This is a genomic window from Pseudomonas veronii (assembly GCF_001439695.1).
Classification (GTDB): domain Bacteria; phylum Pseudomonadota; class Gammaproteobacteria; order Pseudomonadales; family Pseudomonadaceae; genus Aquipseudomonas; species Aquipseudomonas veronii.
Genome location: NZ_JYLL01000003.1, coordinates 23,110 through 38,336 on the forward strand (window position 1 = coordinate 23,110; position 15,227 = coordinate 38,336).

The 15,227-nt window shown below is 62.3% G+C and carries 12 protein-coding genes; 4 read left to right on the forward strand and 8 right to left on the reverse strand.

Features of this window, described 5'->3' with window-relative positions; genetic code table 11:
• Positions 1 to 113: 113 nt before the first annotated feature.
• Both TU80_RS04445 and TU80_RS04450 read left to right on the forward strand, forming a co-directional pair.
• Entirely contained in the window at positions 114 to 1,559 is a 1,446-nt protein-coding gene (locus TU80_RS04445) for a purine-cytosine permease family protein (RefSeq protein ID WP_057003922.1), read from the forward strand.
• On the forward strand, positions 1,556 to 2,371 hold the full coding sequence (locus tag TU80_RS04450; RefSeq protein ID WP_057003923.1) for a nitrilase-related carbon-nitrogen hydrolase: 816 nt from the start codon (positions 1,556 to 1,558) through the stop codon (positions 2,369 to 2,371). Before TU80_RS04445 ends, TU80_RS04450 begins: the two co-directional genes overlap by 4 nt.
• Before the next feature lie 66 nt (positions 2,372 to 2,437).
• Here TU80_RS04450 and gbcB read toward each other — a convergent pair whose 3' ends face one another.
• Positions 2,438 to 3,538 (reverse strand): glycine-betaine demethylase subunit GbcB, encoded by a 1,101-nt coding sequence (gbcB, locus tag TU80_RS04455; RefSeq protein WP_017847881.1) that lies wholly within the window; start codon positions 3,536 to 3,538, stop codon positions 2,438 to 2,440.
• A 282-nt stretch (positions 3,539 to 3,820) separates the two neighbouring features.
• Between gbcB and gbcA the strand changes: the two genes are divergently transcribed.
• Entirely contained in the window at positions 3,821 to 5,113 is a 1,293-nt protein-coding gene (gbcA, locus tag TU80_RS04460; RefSeq protein WP_017847882.1) for a glycine-betaine demethylase subunit GbcA, read from the forward strand.
• A gap of 685 nt (positions 5,114 to 5,798) precedes the next feature.
• Here the strand turns inward: gbcA and etfB are convergent.
• From etfB to TU80_RS04490, 6 genes are all read right to left on the reverse strand, one after another.
• The gene (etfB, locus tag TU80_RS04465) at positions 5,799 to 6,569 is read right to left on the reverse strand and encodes an electron transfer flavoprotein subunit beta (RefSeq protein WP_046487910.1); all 771 of its coding nucleotides are present in this window, start codon (positions 6,567 to 6,569) and stop codon (positions 5,799 to 5,801) included.
• A 15-nt stretch (positions 6,570 to 6,584) separates the two neighbouring features.
• Entirely contained in the window at positions 6,585 to 7,805 is a 1,221-nt protein-coding gene (etfA, locus tag TU80_RS04470; RefSeq protein ID WP_046487912.1) for an electron transfer flavoprotein subunit alpha, read from the reverse strand.
• On the reverse strand, positions 7,805 to 9,748 hold the full coding sequence (gene dgcB / locus TU80_RS04475) for a dimethylglycine demethylation protein DgcB (protein ID WP_057003924.1): 1,944 nt from the start codon (positions 9,746 to 9,748) through the stop codon (positions 7,805 to 7,807). Before dgcB ends, etfA begins: the two co-directional genes overlap by 1 nt.
• 174 nt (positions 9,749 to 9,922) lie before the next feature.
• On the reverse strand, positions 9,923 to 11,983 hold the full coding sequence (dgcA, locus tag TU80_RS04480; protein WP_017849541.1) for a dimethylglycine demethylation protein DgcA: 2,061 nt from the start codon (positions 11,981 to 11,983) through the stop codon (positions 9,923 to 9,925).
• 16 nt (positions 11,984 to 11,999) lie between these two features.
• Complete coding sequence (locus TU80_RS04485; protein ID WP_046381807.1) at positions 12,000 to 12,530, reverse strand: DUF5943 domain-containing protein; 531 nt, start codon at positions 12,528 to 12,530, stop codon at positions 12,000 to 12,002.
• Positions 12,531 to 12,581: 51 nt separating this feature from the next.
• Positions 12,582 to 13,559, reverse strand: a complete 978-nt coding sequence (locus TU80_RS04490; protein WP_017849539.1) for a dipeptidase — start codon at positions 13,557 to 13,559, stop codon at positions 12,582 to 12,584.
• Between the two features lie 219 nt (positions 13,560 to 13,778).
• Here TU80_RS04490 and TU80_RS04495 point away from each other — a divergent pair, with 219 nt between their 5' ends.
• Entirely contained in the window at positions 13,779 to 14,180 is a 402-nt protein-coding gene (locus tag TU80_RS04495; RefSeq protein ID WP_046381806.1) for a lysozyme inhibitor LprI family protein, read from the forward strand.
• 40 nt (positions 14,181 to 14,220) lie between these two features.
• On the opposite strand, the gene TU80_RS04500 is transcribed toward TU80_RS04495, so the two are convergent.
• Positions 14,221 to 15,183 (reverse strand): tyrosinase family protein, encoded by a 963-nt coding sequence (locus TU80_RS04500; protein ID WP_057003925.1) that lies wholly within the window; start codon positions 15,181 to 15,183, stop codon positions 14,221 to 14,223.
• Between the last annotated feature and the right edge of the window lie 44 nt (positions 15,184 to 15,227).

Here is a 15,227-nt window from a genome sequence, read left to right on the forward strand (position 1 = left end):
AGGCAATCAGTTCAGAAATTCGTGAAGTGATTATTTGCAAATGCCGATTCAATAATCTTTTTAGTTACAAGACTCTTCATAGTCTCACTTAATAAAAACAGACCGTGATGCCTATGAACACGCCCCCCAACCGTTCGGCTGCTCCGCCATCCACCACACTGAAAATCGAAACCCGCTCCATTGACTACGTGCCGCGCAATGAACGCCACGGCAAGGTCTGGCATCAGGCGCCGTTCTGGTTCACCGGTAACTTCGTACTGACCACCCTGGTCACCGGGTTTACCGGCGCAGCGTTGGGGCTGAGCCTGGTGTACGCGATCCTGGCGATTGTCATCGGCGTGTGCCTGGGCACGTTCGCCATGGCATTCCACGCCAACCAGGGGCCGCGCATGGGTTTGCCGCAGATGATCCAGTCGCGGGCACAGTTCGGCCTGCGCGGGGCAATCGTGCCCTTTATCGCGGTGGTGTTCGTGTACATCGGCTTTAACGTGTTCAACGTGATTCTGGCGACCGACGCCATCAATACCGTGCTGCCCGGCAACCGCGCCCCGTGGTACGCCTTGATGATCATCCTGGCCGTGGTGATTGCCGTGATCGGCCACAACCTCCTGCACACCGTGCAACGCTGGCTGACCTACGTGATGATCAGTGTGTTCGCGGTCCTCACGGTCGCTGCCGTGATGAACCTGCAGGCCAACGCGGCGGTGGTCGACGCGCATTTTTCCTGGTCGGCCTTTCTGATCCAGCTTTCAGCCGCTGCCGGTTACCAGATCAGCTACGCCGTCTATGTCTCGGACTACTCGCGCTACCTGCCCCATGACACGCCGTCGCGCAGGGTCATCACCTGGACGTACCTGGGGGCTGCCAGTTCGGCACTGTGGCTGATGTCGCTGGGGGCGTTTCTCGCCTCGGCGCTGCCCTCACCCGACGCCATCGGCAGCGTGCAGGCGGTGGGCAACCAACTGCTTCCAGGGTTTGGCACCTTTACCGTGTTGATCGCAGTACCCGCGCTGGTTGGCATCATGGCGGTCAACTGTTACGGCGCCATGCTGACCGGTATCAGCGCGATTGACGGCTTCGTGTCGATCAAACCGGGCATCAAAGGGCGCATCGTGGGGATCAGCCTGGTGGGCGGGGTGATTTTCGCCATCGCCTTGAGTATCCCGCAGAGCTACCTGGAGAGTTTCAATACCTTCGTCTTGCTGATGCTGTATTTCCTGGTGCCGTGGACCGCCGTCAACCTCGCGGACTTCTATGTTGTCCGCAAGGGGCAATACGCAATCAGCGACATCTTCAACCCGGACGGGATCTACGGCCGCTGGTCGGGTGCCGGGCTTGTTTCCTATTTCCTCGGCCTGGGGGCGATGACACCGTTCATCTCCCTGGGGTTTTACCAAGGGCCCATCGCGAAGGCCTTGGACGGGGCTGATATTGCATTCGTAGTAGGCCTGGCAGTTTCTGCGATTGCCTACTGCCTGCTGTCGTGTACGCGTGACCTGACCGCTGAGCAACGCGCAATTGAAGCCAGCGAACGCCTGTTTGAAGGCGATGAGTCATGACACCGATACGCGTTGTCTGCCATCAGTTGGCGCCGCGCCTGGGCGACGCCGACGACAACCGTCGCCTGAGTGAAACGGCGATCCGTGGCGCGGCCAGCCTGGGTGCCCACGTGGTGGTGCTGCCCGAACTCATGCAAAGCGGCTACGCGTTCAATGACCTGGCAGAGGCCAGGGCGGTGTCGGAACCGCTCGATGGCCCGACGCTGAGTCTGTGGAGAACCCTGGCTATCGAGTTGGGCTTGATCGTCGTCGCGGGCTTCTGCGAGCGCCTGAGTGCCGGCCAAGTGGCCAACAGCGCCGCGCTGATTGAGCCCGACGGTAGGCTGACGGTATACCGCAAGGCGCATCTGTGGGACCGCGAAAAGCTGATCTTCACCGCCGGCACTGCCCCGCCGCCGCTGGTGGAAACGGCTGTCGGGCGCATTGGCGTGGTGATCTGCTACGACCTCGAGCTGCCCGAGTGGGTCCGCCTGGCGGCCCTGGCCGGTACCGACCTGCTGTGCGCGCCAGTGAATTGGCCGGACAGCCCACGGCCCGCCGCCGAGCGCCCAGGCGAAATCGTCCGCGTGCAGGCCAACGCGGCGGTCAATCGGATGTTTATCGCCGCGTGTGATCGATACGGTGAGGAGCGCGGTGTGAATTGGGTGGGCGGCTCAGTCATTGTCGATGCGGACGGCTATCCGCTGGCCGGCGGGGTTTCCCATCAACAAGAACAGCGCCTGGTCGCCGACCTGCCGCTGCTACAGGCGCGGAACAAACACATTAGCGAGCATAACCACGTTCATCTGGACCGCCGCCCAGGGCTGTACTGAAACGCCTGGCGCCCGCGCAGGGCTGTACTGAAACGCCTGGCGCCCGCGCAGGGCGCATGGGCGTGCCTAGAACTCAATCCGCACGTCGCCCTTCGGCACGCTGCAGCACGACAGGATGTAGCCCTCGGCTTCGTCTTCCTCGGTAATCCCGCCGTTGTGGTCCATCTCGACCTCGCCGCCCAGCTTGAGCACCTTGCATGTGCCGCAAATCCCCATGCCGCAGGCCTTGGGAATCAGCAGGCCGAGCTTGGCCGCAGCGGCGTGGACGGTTTCGCCCGGCGCCACGCGGATGCTCTTGCCCGAGGTGATGAACTCGACCTGATGCAGGTCCGCCAGGTCGATTTCCGGCGCATCGGCGGCTTGTTCGGCCTGTTCCACCGCATCGGCGCGGGCTTCCGCTGGCGTCGCGCCGAAGGACTCTTCGTGATAACGCGTCATGTCGAAACCGGCGGCTTCCAGCAGGCGCTTCACTGCGGTCATGTACGGCGTGGGGCCGCAGCAGAACACTTCGCGCTCCAGGAAGTCCGGCACCATCAATTCGAGCATCTTGTGGTTCAGGTAACCGCGATACCCGGCCCAGGGCTCGCCCAGGCCGTGCTTCTCGCAGATCAGGTGCAGGCTGAAGTTGTCGATCCGCGAGGCCATGTGCTCCAGCTCGCGGTGGTAGATGATGTCTTTGGGCGAGCGCGCGCTGTGGATAAACGTCATGTCGACGTTGGCGTTGGTGTCGTAGAACCAGCGCGCCATGGACATCACCGGGGTAATGCCGACGCCGCCGCTGAGGTACAGCACCTTCGGACTTGGGAAGTCGATGGCATTGAACAGCCCGACCGGCCCGTGGACCGCCAGCTCCTGGCCCTCGTGCAGGGTGTCGTGCAGCCAGTTGGAGACCTTGCCGCCCGGCACGCGCTTGATCGTCACCGAGAAGCTGTAAGGCACCGACGGCGAGCTGGAGATGGTGTAGGAACGCATGATCGGCTGGCCGTCGATTTCCAGCTCCAGGGTGACGAACTGCCCCGGCTTGAAAAAGAACAGGATCGGCTGGTCGGCCATGAAGCAGAAGGTGCGAACGTCCCAGGTTTCCTGGATGACTTTGACGCAACGGACAATGTGCCGACCATTGGCCCAGGTCTGGGTGGTTACCGGATTCAGGAAGTTACTGGACATGCTGTTCTCCACCGCCGAGGCTCGGCCTTATGGTGGCGATTCTGCGTAACGCGAGAACCACCCATTTACCTATCTGCGACATTCACATACTTATCGCGACCAGCCCCCAACGACAGGGGGTTGCGCGTCGGGAACAGATTGGGCCATGTCGCCCATGGATAAGGTTCACCGCAACGGCGGCCGCACACTCGCTGCCAACAACGACACTTTCTTTACGCCTTGCACTGCACTAACCGTAGCCACTTTCGCCGGCCACACAGAATGGCCATGAGGACACACACGATGGACGTCACCGCAACCTTAAGCTTGGGCGATCCGCTGGAACCCGCACGCAAGGCCACCGCGCAGATGCTGCAAGAGCGCGAACGCACGTTCTCGCTGCCACAGCCGTTCTACTCTGATGAGCGGTTGTTTGATATCGATATGCAGGAGATCTTCCAGAAAGAATGGTTGATCGCCGGCATGACCTGCGAGATCCCCACCAAGGGCAACTTCCTGACCCTGCAAGTGGGCAAGAACCCGATCATCGTGATCCGTGGCGCCGATGGCGTGGTGCATGCGTTCCACAACGTCTGCCGCCACCGCGGTTCGCGCTTGTGTACCAGCGACAAAGGCAAGGTCGCCAAGCTGGTCTGCCCGTATCACCAGTGGACCTACGAACTGGACGGCCGCCTGCTGTTCGCCGGCACCGAGATGGGCGCCGACTTCGACATGAAGCAGTACGGCCTCAAGCCGATCAACGTAAAGACCGCCGGCGGCTACATCTTCATCAGCCTGGCGCAGAACCCGCCGGCCATCGATGACTTCCTGTCGACCCTGAACCACTACATGGAACCCTACGACATGGAAAACACCAAGGTGGCGGTGCAAACCACCTTGATGGAAAAGGCCAACTGGAAACTGGTGCTGGAAAACAACCGCGAGTGCTACCACTGCAACGCCTCGCACCCCGAGCTGTTGAAAACCCTGCTCGAGTGGGACGACGTCACCGACCCGCGCGCCGACCAGGCCTTCAAGGACCACGTGGCCGCCAGCGCCGCGGCCTGGGAAGCCGAAAAAATCCCTTACGCCCACGCCAGCTTCGGCCTGCGCAACCGCATCGTGCGTATGCCGCTGCTCAAGGGCACCGTGTCGATGACCCTGGACGGCAAACAGGGCTGCAAGAAGTTGATGGGCCGCATCAAGAACCCGGACCTGGGCTCGATGCGTATCCTGCACCTGCCGCACTCGTGGAACCACTGCATGGGCGACCACGTGATCGTGTTCACCGTGTGGCCGATCAGCGCCCAGGAAACCATGGTCACCACCAAGTGGCTGGTCCACAAGGACGCGGTCGAAGGCGTGGACTACGACGTGGAGCGCATGCGCCAGGTATGGGACGCCACCAACGACCAGGACCGTCGCCTGGCCGAAGAAAACCAGCGCGGGATCAACTCCACCGCCTACCAGCCGGGCCCCTACTCCAAGACCTATGAGTTCGGCGTGGTGAACTTCATCGACTGGTACAGCGAGCGCATGTTGAGCAACCTCGGCGCGGCGCCGGCGCCCTACCTCAAAGGCGTGGCCGCCCAGTAACCATCCCTGTGGGAGCGGGCTTGCTCGCTCCCACATTGGGTTGCGCACTGATCAAAATTTGTTCAAGCACACTGAAGCCCTCTCGCCGCCTGCCCTCCAGCCTTTGCCCAACAACTTATCCACAGAGCCACCCACAGCAATTGTGCGCAAGTGCGCCTGCCCGCCGAAATTAAATCAAGAAAATCCGTGACTTATTCGACTTGGCCGTTTTAAGGCGCCACTGATCAATTTTTGAACAACTCCGTGTAAGCCATATGAACCGTGCCCTGTAGCGGTACGCGAACACCTTATCCACAGAAGCACCAACAGACTTTGGGGGCAACTTTGACGCGGCTGTGGAAAACCCCTTCAAACCTTCATAAACCGGGCTATCCACGCGTTTCAGCGGGCAAATGCGCGCAATTGATCAAATTTCGATCAGCCTAGCGTAAGCCTTTATTTATAAGGGCTGCAGCGGTAAGCGAACATCTTATCCACAGAAGCGCCAACAGACTTTGGGGGAAACTCTGCGCGGGGTAATCGCTGTGATCACACAGAAACCCAAGGAAAAACCGAGGGTTAGCCTGGTCGTTTTTTGTACGGAGGGCTGCAGGGCTTGATTTACAGGGGGTGTGGACAACCGCGAACAGGTTATCCACAGACGGGTCAACAGGGATTGTGGGTAAGCCATTCTCCCCGTTGCGGCTCAGCGAACCACGCCTTCCTCAAGCAACAACTTGAGAATCGCTTCAGCACCCGCTTCAGGGCTGAGGCCCTTGAGTACCTGCCCGCCGCCACCACTGGCCTTGGCCGTGGCCGCCTTCATCCGGTCCGCGCCGCTCTTGGCCTTGATCACCTTGAGCCGCTTGGGTCGTGGCTTGGCCGGTTGCAACACGGCGCCTGTGAATAACTCGTCCGCTTCAACCTCGACCTCGTGGGCCGCCAGTTCGCCGCGTTGCGCCGGGCCATAGGCGCTCTGCCGAGGCTTGGGCGCAGCGTTATCCACCGTGGCCAGAAACGGCAGGCGCACCTTCAAGCGCCGCCGCTGCCCACGGGGCAAGGCTTGCAGCACCAGGGCCACGCCGCTCTCGATGGACTCCACCTGCGCCAGCCCGACAATCAGCGGCCAGCCCAGGTGTTCGGCGAGCAGGAACGGCAACATCCCCGAACCTTCGCCGGTTTCGGCCTGGCTACCGGTGAGCACCACCTGGGCACCGGCGTCGCGCAGATACTCACTGAGCACCGGCAAAGCATCGGCGCCAGGCGGTTGTTCGAGCACATGCAACTGCGCCAGCCCCATGCCCAGGTAGCTGCGCAGCGTGGGTTCGGCGATGTCGCCGGCATGCAGCACCTGCAACTTATCCCCAGCCATTTGCAGGCCCAACTCGACCGCGCGCGCATCCTGCTCGGCGCGGCGCGGTCGCCCGGAGGTGGGGTGGGCGCCGATGGAGACCAAACTGATTACCTGCGTGTTCATGCCCTTATCCTTTGCTTAAGCCGCATCGCGCTTGGCGCCGTGGCGGTAGGCCTCGACCGCGGCGATCAAGGCTTGCAGAATCGCGGCGCTGTCGCCGATCACCGAGAGGTCGGCACGCTTGATCATGTCGCAGCCGGGGTCGAGGTTGATCGCCACCACCTTGTCGCAGGCGCCGATGCCTTGCAGGTGCTGGATCGCCCCGGAGATACCGACGGCCACATACACCCGCGCCGTGACCCAGGTGCCGCTGGCGCCGACCTGGCGATCGCGGGCCATGAAGCCATCGTCCACCGCGACGCGCGAGGCGCCTTCGGTAGCGCCCAGGGCGGCGGCGGTCTGGTGGAACAGCGCCCAGTCCTTCACGCCGTTGCCGCCGGAGAAAATAAACTCGGCTTCAGCCATCGGAATCGCCGCCGGGTCCACCGCCACCGCGCCGAGGTCTTCGATACGCGGCAGGCTGCGCGCCAGGGCTGTGGATAACTCCACGGGCAGCACTTCATGCCGAGTGTCGCTGACCGGATCGGCGCATTCGGCAGCCGCCAGGATCAGGCGCGGCAACGGCCGGGCCACGTCTTGCTGACCCGCACCTGCACGGCCGATGCACTGCTCGCCCTGGATCTGCCAGACCCGCGTGGCCGGGCGCTCGTTGAGGCTGGCGGCAAAACGCCGACCGAGTTCGCCGCCACCGCTGCGGCTGTCCGGCAGCAACCAATGGCGCGGGCTGAACTGGTTATCCACAGCCCGCAGGCCCTGCACGCGCTGCTCCGGTGAATAACCGTCGAAGGCATGGCCTTCGAGCACCAGCAGGCGGTCGACGCCGGCCGTGGCAAATGCGTTTTCCTTGTGTTCGCCAAACACCACGGCCAGCACCGCACCGTCGCTGCCGGCGAGTTGCCGGGCCAGGCCGAGCAGGTCACGGTCGTGGCTGCTCAGGCGGCCGCCGACCATGTCCGGCACCACGTTGATGTAGAACGCGGGCGCCGCCACCTGATGCAGCGGCAACTGCACCGCCACCGCCGCCGTGCGCTTGGCCGCCCCGCCCTGCTGGGCACCGCTGCGGTCGATGCGCTTGATGCCGTTGGGGCCGATAAAACCGACACCATGGACGTTCTTGCGGATGACGCCGTTGGGCCCCATCCAACTGTGTTGCACCGGCTGCATCGCCGCATGCAGCGGGTGCAGGCGGTTACGGGCGATCCATTCGGCGCGTGGGTCGCGGCGGATAATGTCGCTCATCAGTGTACCTCCGCGGGTTCACGCGTGATCGGGGCTTTGGCCGGCGCCGGCTCGTCGAGCAAGGCATCGGCCACCAACTCGGCGATGTCCTTGATCAGTGGACGCGGTTCGACCACGCCTTCGAGCATCGCAGTGCATTGCGGGCAGCCCACGGCCACCAGTTCGGCGCCGGTTGTGCGGATGTCGTCCATCCGCATATCGGGGATGCGTTGCTTGCCCGGAATGTCGGTGATCGGTGCGCCGCCACCGCCACCGCAGCAGCGTGAACGGTAGCCCGAGCGTTGCATCTCCTTGACCTCGATCCCCAACGCGCGCAGCACCTGGCGCGGCGCCTCGTATTCGCCGTTGTAGCGGCCCAGGTAGCACGGGTCGTGATAGGTCACGCTGCTGCCTTTGTGCTGGCCCAGGTTCAGCGCGCCGTGGCCGATCAGCTCGGCCATGAAGGTGCTGTGGTGCTGTACGACATAGTCACCGTTGAAGGCGCCGTATTCGTTTTTCAGCACATGGAAACTGTGCGGGTCGCAGGTGACGATGCGCGTGAAGTTGTACTTGGCCAAGGTCTGGATATTGCGCGTGGCCAGCAGTTGGAAGGTCGCTTCATCGCCCAAACGGCGGGCGACGTCGCCGCTGTCGCGCTCTTCCAGGCCGAGCACGGCAAAGTCGACCTTGGCCGCTTTCAGCACTTTGACGAAGGCGCGCAGGGTGCGCTGGTTGCGCATGTCGAAGGCACCGTCGCCGACCCAGAACAGCACCTCGCAGCGACCTTTTTCGCTGAGCAACGGCAGGTTCAGATCCGCCGCCCAGTTCAGCCGGCCGCCCGGTGCGAAGCCGCCGGGGTTGTCGGTGGCGATCAGGTTTTCGAGGACTTCGGCGCCCTTGTTCGGCGTGGCGCCTTTTTCCAGGGTGAGGTGGCGGCGCATGTCGACGATGGCGTCCACGTGCTCGATCATCATCGGGCACTCTTCCACACAGGCGCGGCAGGTGGTGCAGGACCACAACGTGTCGGCGTCCACCAGGCCGTTGACGATCGGTTGGTGCGGGTTGCCGCGGTGTTCACCGATCGGTTTTCCAGGATAAGCGCTGCCGGCGAACTTGGCATCGGTGCCGCCGGCCAGGCCGACCACCATGTCCTGAATCAGCTTTTTCGGGTTCAGCGGCTGGCCGGCGGCGAACGCCGGGCACGCCGCTTCGCACTTGCCGCACTGCACGCAGGCGTCGAAGCCGAGCAGTTGGTTCCAGGTGAAGTCCTTGGGTTTTTCCACCCCCAGGGGCGCGCTTTTATCGTTCAGGTCCAACGGTTTCAAACCGGTGGAACGGCCCCCGCCGAAGCGCTCGGCGCGGCGGTGCCAGGCCAGGTGCAAGGCACCGGCGAAGGCGTGCTTCATCGGCCCGCCCCAGGTCATGCCGAAGAACATTTCCGACACGCCCCACAGCACACCCACGCTCAACAACGCAGCCAGCAACCAGCCGCCGAAGTCAGCGGGCAGCACCCCGGCCACCGGCAGCGTCACCAGGAAGAAGCTCACAGAAAACGCCATCAGGCTTTTCGGCAGGCGCATCCACGGGCCTTTCGACAGGCGCGACGGCGGATTGCGCCGGCGCAGATAGACAAACGTGGCGCCGACAAACATCAGTACCGACGCCAGCAGCAAGGCAACGCCGAGGATGCGGTTATGCAGGCCGAAACCATGCACCAGGACCGCCAGCAGCGCCGACAGCACAAAACCCAGCGCCGTAGCGACGTGGGTGTTGGCGATGTATTTGTCGCGGGCGACCACGTGGTGCAGGTCGACCATGTAGCGCTTGGGCATGGCCAGCAGGCCTTTGATCAAGTCGACCTTCGACGCCCGCCCACGGCGCCACATGGCTGCCCGCCGCAGTGCGCCCAGAACAGCAAGGCCCAGCGCCGCGAACAGCAGAATCGGAAGAAGAGTATTCAACATGGTGAAGCTCCCACAGACCACACGGATCTACTGTGAAACCGGGTCTGAATGTGGGAGGGAGCTTGCTCCCGATGGCGGACTGTCAGTTGATACAGCTGTAGCTGACCCACCGCCATCGGGGGCAAGCCCCCCTCCCACATTTTCAGACCGAGTACACATTGGTTCGGTGTCGGGTCAGAAATCCTTGCACAAGCGCAGGGCGTCATAGATCGCGGCGTGGGTATTGCGCTGCGCCACACAGTCACCGATACGGAACAGCAAGTAGCCCTCGCCCGCTTCGCTCAGGCACGGTTGCGGCTTGATCGCGAACAGCGCTTCGATGTCCATCTGCCCCTTGTTGCGCGAGCCGGGCTTGAGGGCGTAGTAGATCTCCTCATCGGGACGCACGCCGTTTTCCACCACCACCTGATCGACCACCCGCTCCTCTTTGGCGCCGGTGTATTCGTTCTCCAGCACCGCCACCAGCTTGTCGCCTTCGCGGTAGACCTTTTCCAGCATCATGTCGCCGGTCATGATCACTTCCTTGGGGTACATGCTGCGGTAGTAGGTCGGGAACGACGTACCGCCGATGGCCACGCCGGGCTTGATGTCGTCGGTGACGATCTCGACCTGGCTGCCCTTGTCCGCGAGAAAATCGGCCACCGACATGCCGGTGAATTCGCAGATGGTGTCGTAGACCAGCACGTTCTTGCCCGGCGCGACTTTGCCGTCGAGCACGTCCCAACTGCTGACCACCAGGCCTTCGGCCGCGCCCCAGTGTTCGTTCTGCTCCAGGAACGGATGCCCGCCCACCGCCAGCACCACCACATCCGGGCGCAGGTCGAGGATGGCCGCCGCGTCCGCCGCCACGCCCAGGCGCAGGTCGACGTTCAACCGCGCCAGTTCCAGTTGGAACCAGCGGGTGATCCCGGCGATCTGGTCGCGCTGCGGGGCTTTGGAGGCGGTAGTGATTTGCCCGCCGATAAAGGCTTTTTTCTCGAACAGGGTCACGTCGTGGCCACGCTCGGCGGCGACGCGCGCAGCCTCCATCCCCGCTGGCCCGGCGCCGACCACCACCACCTTGCGCTTGGGCCCGGTGGATTTTTCGATGATGTGCGGCACGCCCATGTATTCGCGGGAGGTCGCGGCGTTCTGAATGCACAGCACATCCAGGCCCTGGTACTGGCGGTCGATGCAATAGTTGGCGCCGACGCACTGTTTGATCTGGTCGATCTGGCCCATCTTGATCTTGGCGATCAGGTGCGGGTCGGCGATGTGGGCGCGGGTCATGCCAACCATGTCCACATAGCCGCCTTCGAGGATGCGCGTGGCCTGGTTCGGGTCCTTGATGTTCTGCGCGTGCAGCACCGGGGCCTTGACCACTTCCTTGATCCCGGCCGCCAGATGCAGGAACGGCTCCGGTGGATAACTCATGTTCGGGATGACGTTGGCCAGGGTGTTGTGGGTATCGCAACCCGAGCCGACCACACCGATAAAATCGAGCATGCCGGTGTCGTCGTAATACTTGGCGATCTGCTTCATGTCCTCGTGGGACAAGCCGTCCGGGTGGAACTCATCGCCGCACAGGCGGATGCCGACGCAGAAATCCGGGCCGACTTCAGCCCGCACCGCCTTGAGCACTTCCAGGCCGAAACGCATGCGGTTTTCAAAGCTGCCGCCCCATTCGTCGGTGCGCTTGTTGACCCGCGGGCTCCAGAACTGGTCGATCATGTGCTGATGCACCGCCGACAGTTCCACGCCGTCCAGGCCACCGGCTTTCGCCCGCGCTGCCGCGCTGGCGTAGTTGCCGATCACGCGCCAGATCTCTTCCGGCTCGATGGTCTTGCAGGTCGCACGGTGTACCGGCTCGCGGATGCCCGAGGGCGACAGCAGGGTCGGCCAATGCTCGCCGTCCCAGCGCGAGCGGCGGCCCATGTGGGTAATCTGGATCATGATCTTGGCGCCATGCTTGTGCATGGCATCGGCCAGGTTCTGGAAGTGCGGGATGATCCGGTCGTCGGCCAGGTTCACCGATTTCCACCAGCCTTGCGGGCTGTCGATGGCCACGCTGGAAGACCCGCCGCAGATGGCCAGGCCGATCCCGCCCTTGGCTTTCTCTTCGTAGTACTTCACATAGCGGTCGGTGGTCATGCCGCCGTCGGTGGCATACACCTCGGCGTGGGCGGTACTGAGCACGCGGTTGCGGATGGTCAGTTTGCCGATCTGGATCGGCGCGAACATTGCTTCGAAAGCCATGGCAGGGTTCCTCGACTTACAACGGCTTGACGGTGAACAGGCCGTCGTCATGGCCCTCTTCGGAGCCGCCGTAGACTTGTTCGGCCACGGTGCGAATAGTGCTGCCGCGCGCTTGCAGGATCTGGTCCATGGCCCCGGCAAACCAGCCGGTGAACATGTAGTCGACCTTGCGCCCGACCTTGCCGTACACGTAGACGAACGCCGAGTGTTCGAGCTTGACGCTGGCGGTGCCTTTGTCGAGGTCGATGTCCTGGATCTTGAACAGGCCCCAGCCGCGTTGCGACAGGCGCTTCATGTAGTGCTCGAACACCGCCACGCCTTCAAGGCCATGGCATTCGGCTTCTTTTTCACACCAGTGCCAGGCGGATTTGTAGCCGGCCTTGTAGAGGATCTCAGCATAGGCCTCGGCGCCGAGCACTTCTTCGATGCCCATGTGGTTGTTGACGAAGAAATGACGCGGTACGTACAGCATCGGCAGGGCGTCGGAGGTCCAGACACCGGTTTCGCTGTCGACTTCGATAGGCAATTGCGGGGCGATCTTGGCCATGGAAACTTAACTCCAGAAAATTCGTAGTGGTGTTGCCCGTGGGTGTTTGGCTTATTCGCCCCACACGTCCTTCAAGACGTTGACCCAGTTCTCGCCCATGATCTTGCGCACCACGCGTTCGCTGTGGCCGCGCTTGAGCAGAGTCTCGGTGAGGTTGGGGAACTCGCCCACGGTGCGGATGCCCAGCGGGTTGATGATCTTGCCGAAGCTGGTCAGGCGGCGGGCGTAGCCCTTGTCATGGGTCAGCATTTCGAAGAAATCCTGGCCATGACCCTGGGTGAAGTCGGTGCCGATGCCGATGGCGTCTTCGCCGACGATGTTCATGGTGTACTCGATGGCTTCGGCGTAGTCGTCGATGGTCGAATCGATACCCTTGGCCAGGAACGGCGCGAACATGGTCACGCCGACAAAGCCGCCGTGGTCGGCGATGAACTTCAGCTCTTCATCGGACTTGTTGCGCGGGTGTTCCTTGAGCCCGGAGGGCAGGCAGTGGGAGTAGCACACCGGTTTTTTCGATTCGAGGATGACTTCTTCGCTGGTCTTGGAGCCGACGTGGGACAGGTCGCACATGATGCCGACGCGGTTCATCTCGCCGACGATCTCGCGACCGAAGCCCGACAGCCCGCCGTCGCGTTCGTAGCAACCGGTGCCGACCAGGTTCTGGGTGTTGTAGCACATCTGCACCACACCGACGCCGAGCTGCTTGAAGATCTCGACGTAGCCGAGCTGGTCTTCAAACGCGTGGGCGTTCTGGAAGCCGAAGATGATGCCGGTCTTGCCCTGTTCCTTGGCCTTGCGGATGTCGGCGGTGGTTTTCACCGGGATCACCAGGTCGCTGTTCTCGCGGATCAGGGTCTGGCTGGCGACGATGTTATTGATCGTCGCCTGGAACCCTTCCCACACCGACACGGTGCAGTTGGCGGCGGTCAGGCCACCTTTGCGCATGTCCTCGAACAGCTCGCGGTTCCACTTGGCAATGATCAGCCCGTCGATAACGATGCTGTCGGCGTGTAATTGCGCTGGGCTCATCAGGCGTCCCCTTATTGGCGATTCGTGCGCCGAATCGTCTGCCGGCGCTTTGGGGCCAGCATATGCCGAGGGGCCGAGCGGACCGGGTGCAAAAACGACAGGGGAATTGCCGAAAGCGTCAATCCGCGACGAAGGTCGCTAAGACAGGTCTGTCTGGCGGCTGTTCTTTGTCTTACGCTTGGGCCAGAATTCCCGCATCAACCGATATGAGACGGCGCAATGAAATCGATTTTCCTGGCTTTGGCACTCATCGCAACCGGCGTCCACGCGGCCGAAGACACCGACAGCACGCCGTGCGACGGCATCGAAAACGACAAGCAAACCCTGGAATGCGCCACCTACAACAAAACCACCGCCGAGCAATTGCTCAAGGATAACTATCAAGGGTTGCTGGAGCGCATGGGTTCGACCTATGGCAGCAACAAGTCACAGCTGGCAGACATTACCGCTCGTCTGAAGGATGCCCAGCAGAAGTGGGAAAAATTACGTGACGCCGATTGCGCGGTGGACACCTTCCCGGCGGCGACCGGCACCAAGCCCTATGCGATCGAACTGAACGATTGCCTGGCGCGGATGAGTGATGAGCGGTCGGAGTTTTTGGAGTCGATCGGCCAGGAGTGAAGCATCCCCGCGCATTGAACGCAGGAACGCTTCACAGGCGTCAGGCCATGAAGGGCGACTTGAACGGGCTTTTCGTCAATGGGCGGCTGGGCGCATAGCTGTAGCCCAGCGCGGCGATATCCATCACTTCACTGATCCGGCGGGTCCAGGGATTAATCACATCATCATAGTTGTGGCCCGGCGGACCGTCCTGCATGGGGCAATAGTGCGGGGCCAGGTCCGGCTCATCCAGGCGCTTCTGCGCCTGCCAGTCCGCCCAGATCTTGTCGATGAAACAGTGATGCAGGAAGAACACCGGGTCATCCGGTGAGGTCATGGGCAACATATTGCCGCCAATCCACAAATGCACACGGTTATGCAGCTGCGAACCGGAGGTTTTGACAGCAGGATCGCCGCGCTGGGTGATCCAGCCTTCCAGGCGGTTTCTGAAACCGCGGATGAAAGGGCTCGAGTTGTAATTGGGTTCGTCATACAGGCTTTCGTTCATCGCCACTCGCAGGTCGTCCTCGGTTGGCAGTGAGCTGATCACTTGCCCGAACTGACGCTTGAGGCCTGGCCCGGGCAAACCCTCCTCGTCATAGGGCGGCACGGGCCAGTTCCCGTATTTGTGGGCAAAGACCCCATCCTGCACGCGAAACTGATCGGCTGGGTCGCCATCACCTCCCAGGAAACCCTGGCGCCAGACCGGCGATTGTTCAGGGGCGGCCGCATCCTGCGTCCAGTCCCAATAAGGCAACGTCACGCCGACGTTGATCGCTTGTAGATCCGCCTCGAACTGCATCAACATTTCACGGTGCCACGGCAGAAATGCCGGCCCCCGGTGAGCACCGTTACGGTAGTTGGGATCTTGGGGTTCGTTCGGGTAGACCGTGGCCTTCATGACGGCGTGATGCCAATGAACATACTTGTCGTAGACACCGGAACGCTTCATCGCCAATAACGTGTTGATAAACTCCAGTTGTTCCGTTGCGGTCAGTGCGCGAATTTCCTTGCGAATATTCATTGCATAACTCCCTTGTCGGAATAGCCATGGAACAGGCCGGAACC

Coding starts and splice junctions, on each gene's coding strand:
- TU80_RS04445 (WP_057003922.1), top strand. CDS start 114: ATGAACACGCCCCCCAACCGTTCGGCTGCTCCGCCATCCACCACACTG.
- TU80_RS04450 (WP_057003923.1), top strand. CDS start 1,556: ATGACACCGATACGCGTTGTCTGCCATCAGTTGGCGCCGCGCCTGGGC.
- gbcB (WP_017847881.1), bottom strand. CDS start 3,538: ATGTCCAGTAACTTCCTGAATCCGGTAACCACCCAGACCTGGGCCAAT.
- gbcA (WP_017847882.1), top strand. CDS start 3,821: ATGGACGTCACCGCAACCTTAAGCTTGGGCGATCCGCTGGAACCCGCA.
- etfB (WP_046487910.1), bottom strand. CDS start 6,569: ATGAACACGCAGGTAATCAGTTTGGTCTCCATCGGCGCCCACCCCACC.
- etfA (WP_046487912.1), bottom strand. CDS start 7,805: ATGAGCGACATTATCCGCCGCGACCCACGCGCCGAATGGATCGCCCGT.
- dgcB (WP_057003924.1), bottom strand. CDS start 9,748: ATGTTGAATACTCTTCTTCCGATTCTGCTGTTCGCGGCGCTGGGCCTT.
- dgcA (WP_017849541.1), bottom strand. CDS start 11,983: ATGGCTTTCGAAGCAATGTTCGCGCCGATCCAGATCGGCAAACTGACC.
- TU80_RS04485 (WP_046381807.1), bottom strand. CDS start 12,530: ATGGCCAAGATCGCCCCGCAATTGCCTATCGAAGTCGACAGCGAAACC.
- TU80_RS04490 (WP_017849539.1), bottom strand. CDS start 13,559: ATGAGCCCAGCGCAATTACACGCCGACAGCATCGTTATCGACGGGCTG.
- TU80_RS04495 (WP_046381806.1), top strand. CDS start 13,779: ATGAAATCGATTTTCCTGGCTTTGGCACTCATCGCAACCGGCGTCCAC.
- TU80_RS04500 (WP_057003925.1), bottom strand. CDS start 15,183: ATGAATATTCGCAAGGAAATTCGCGCACTGACCGCAACGGAACAACTG.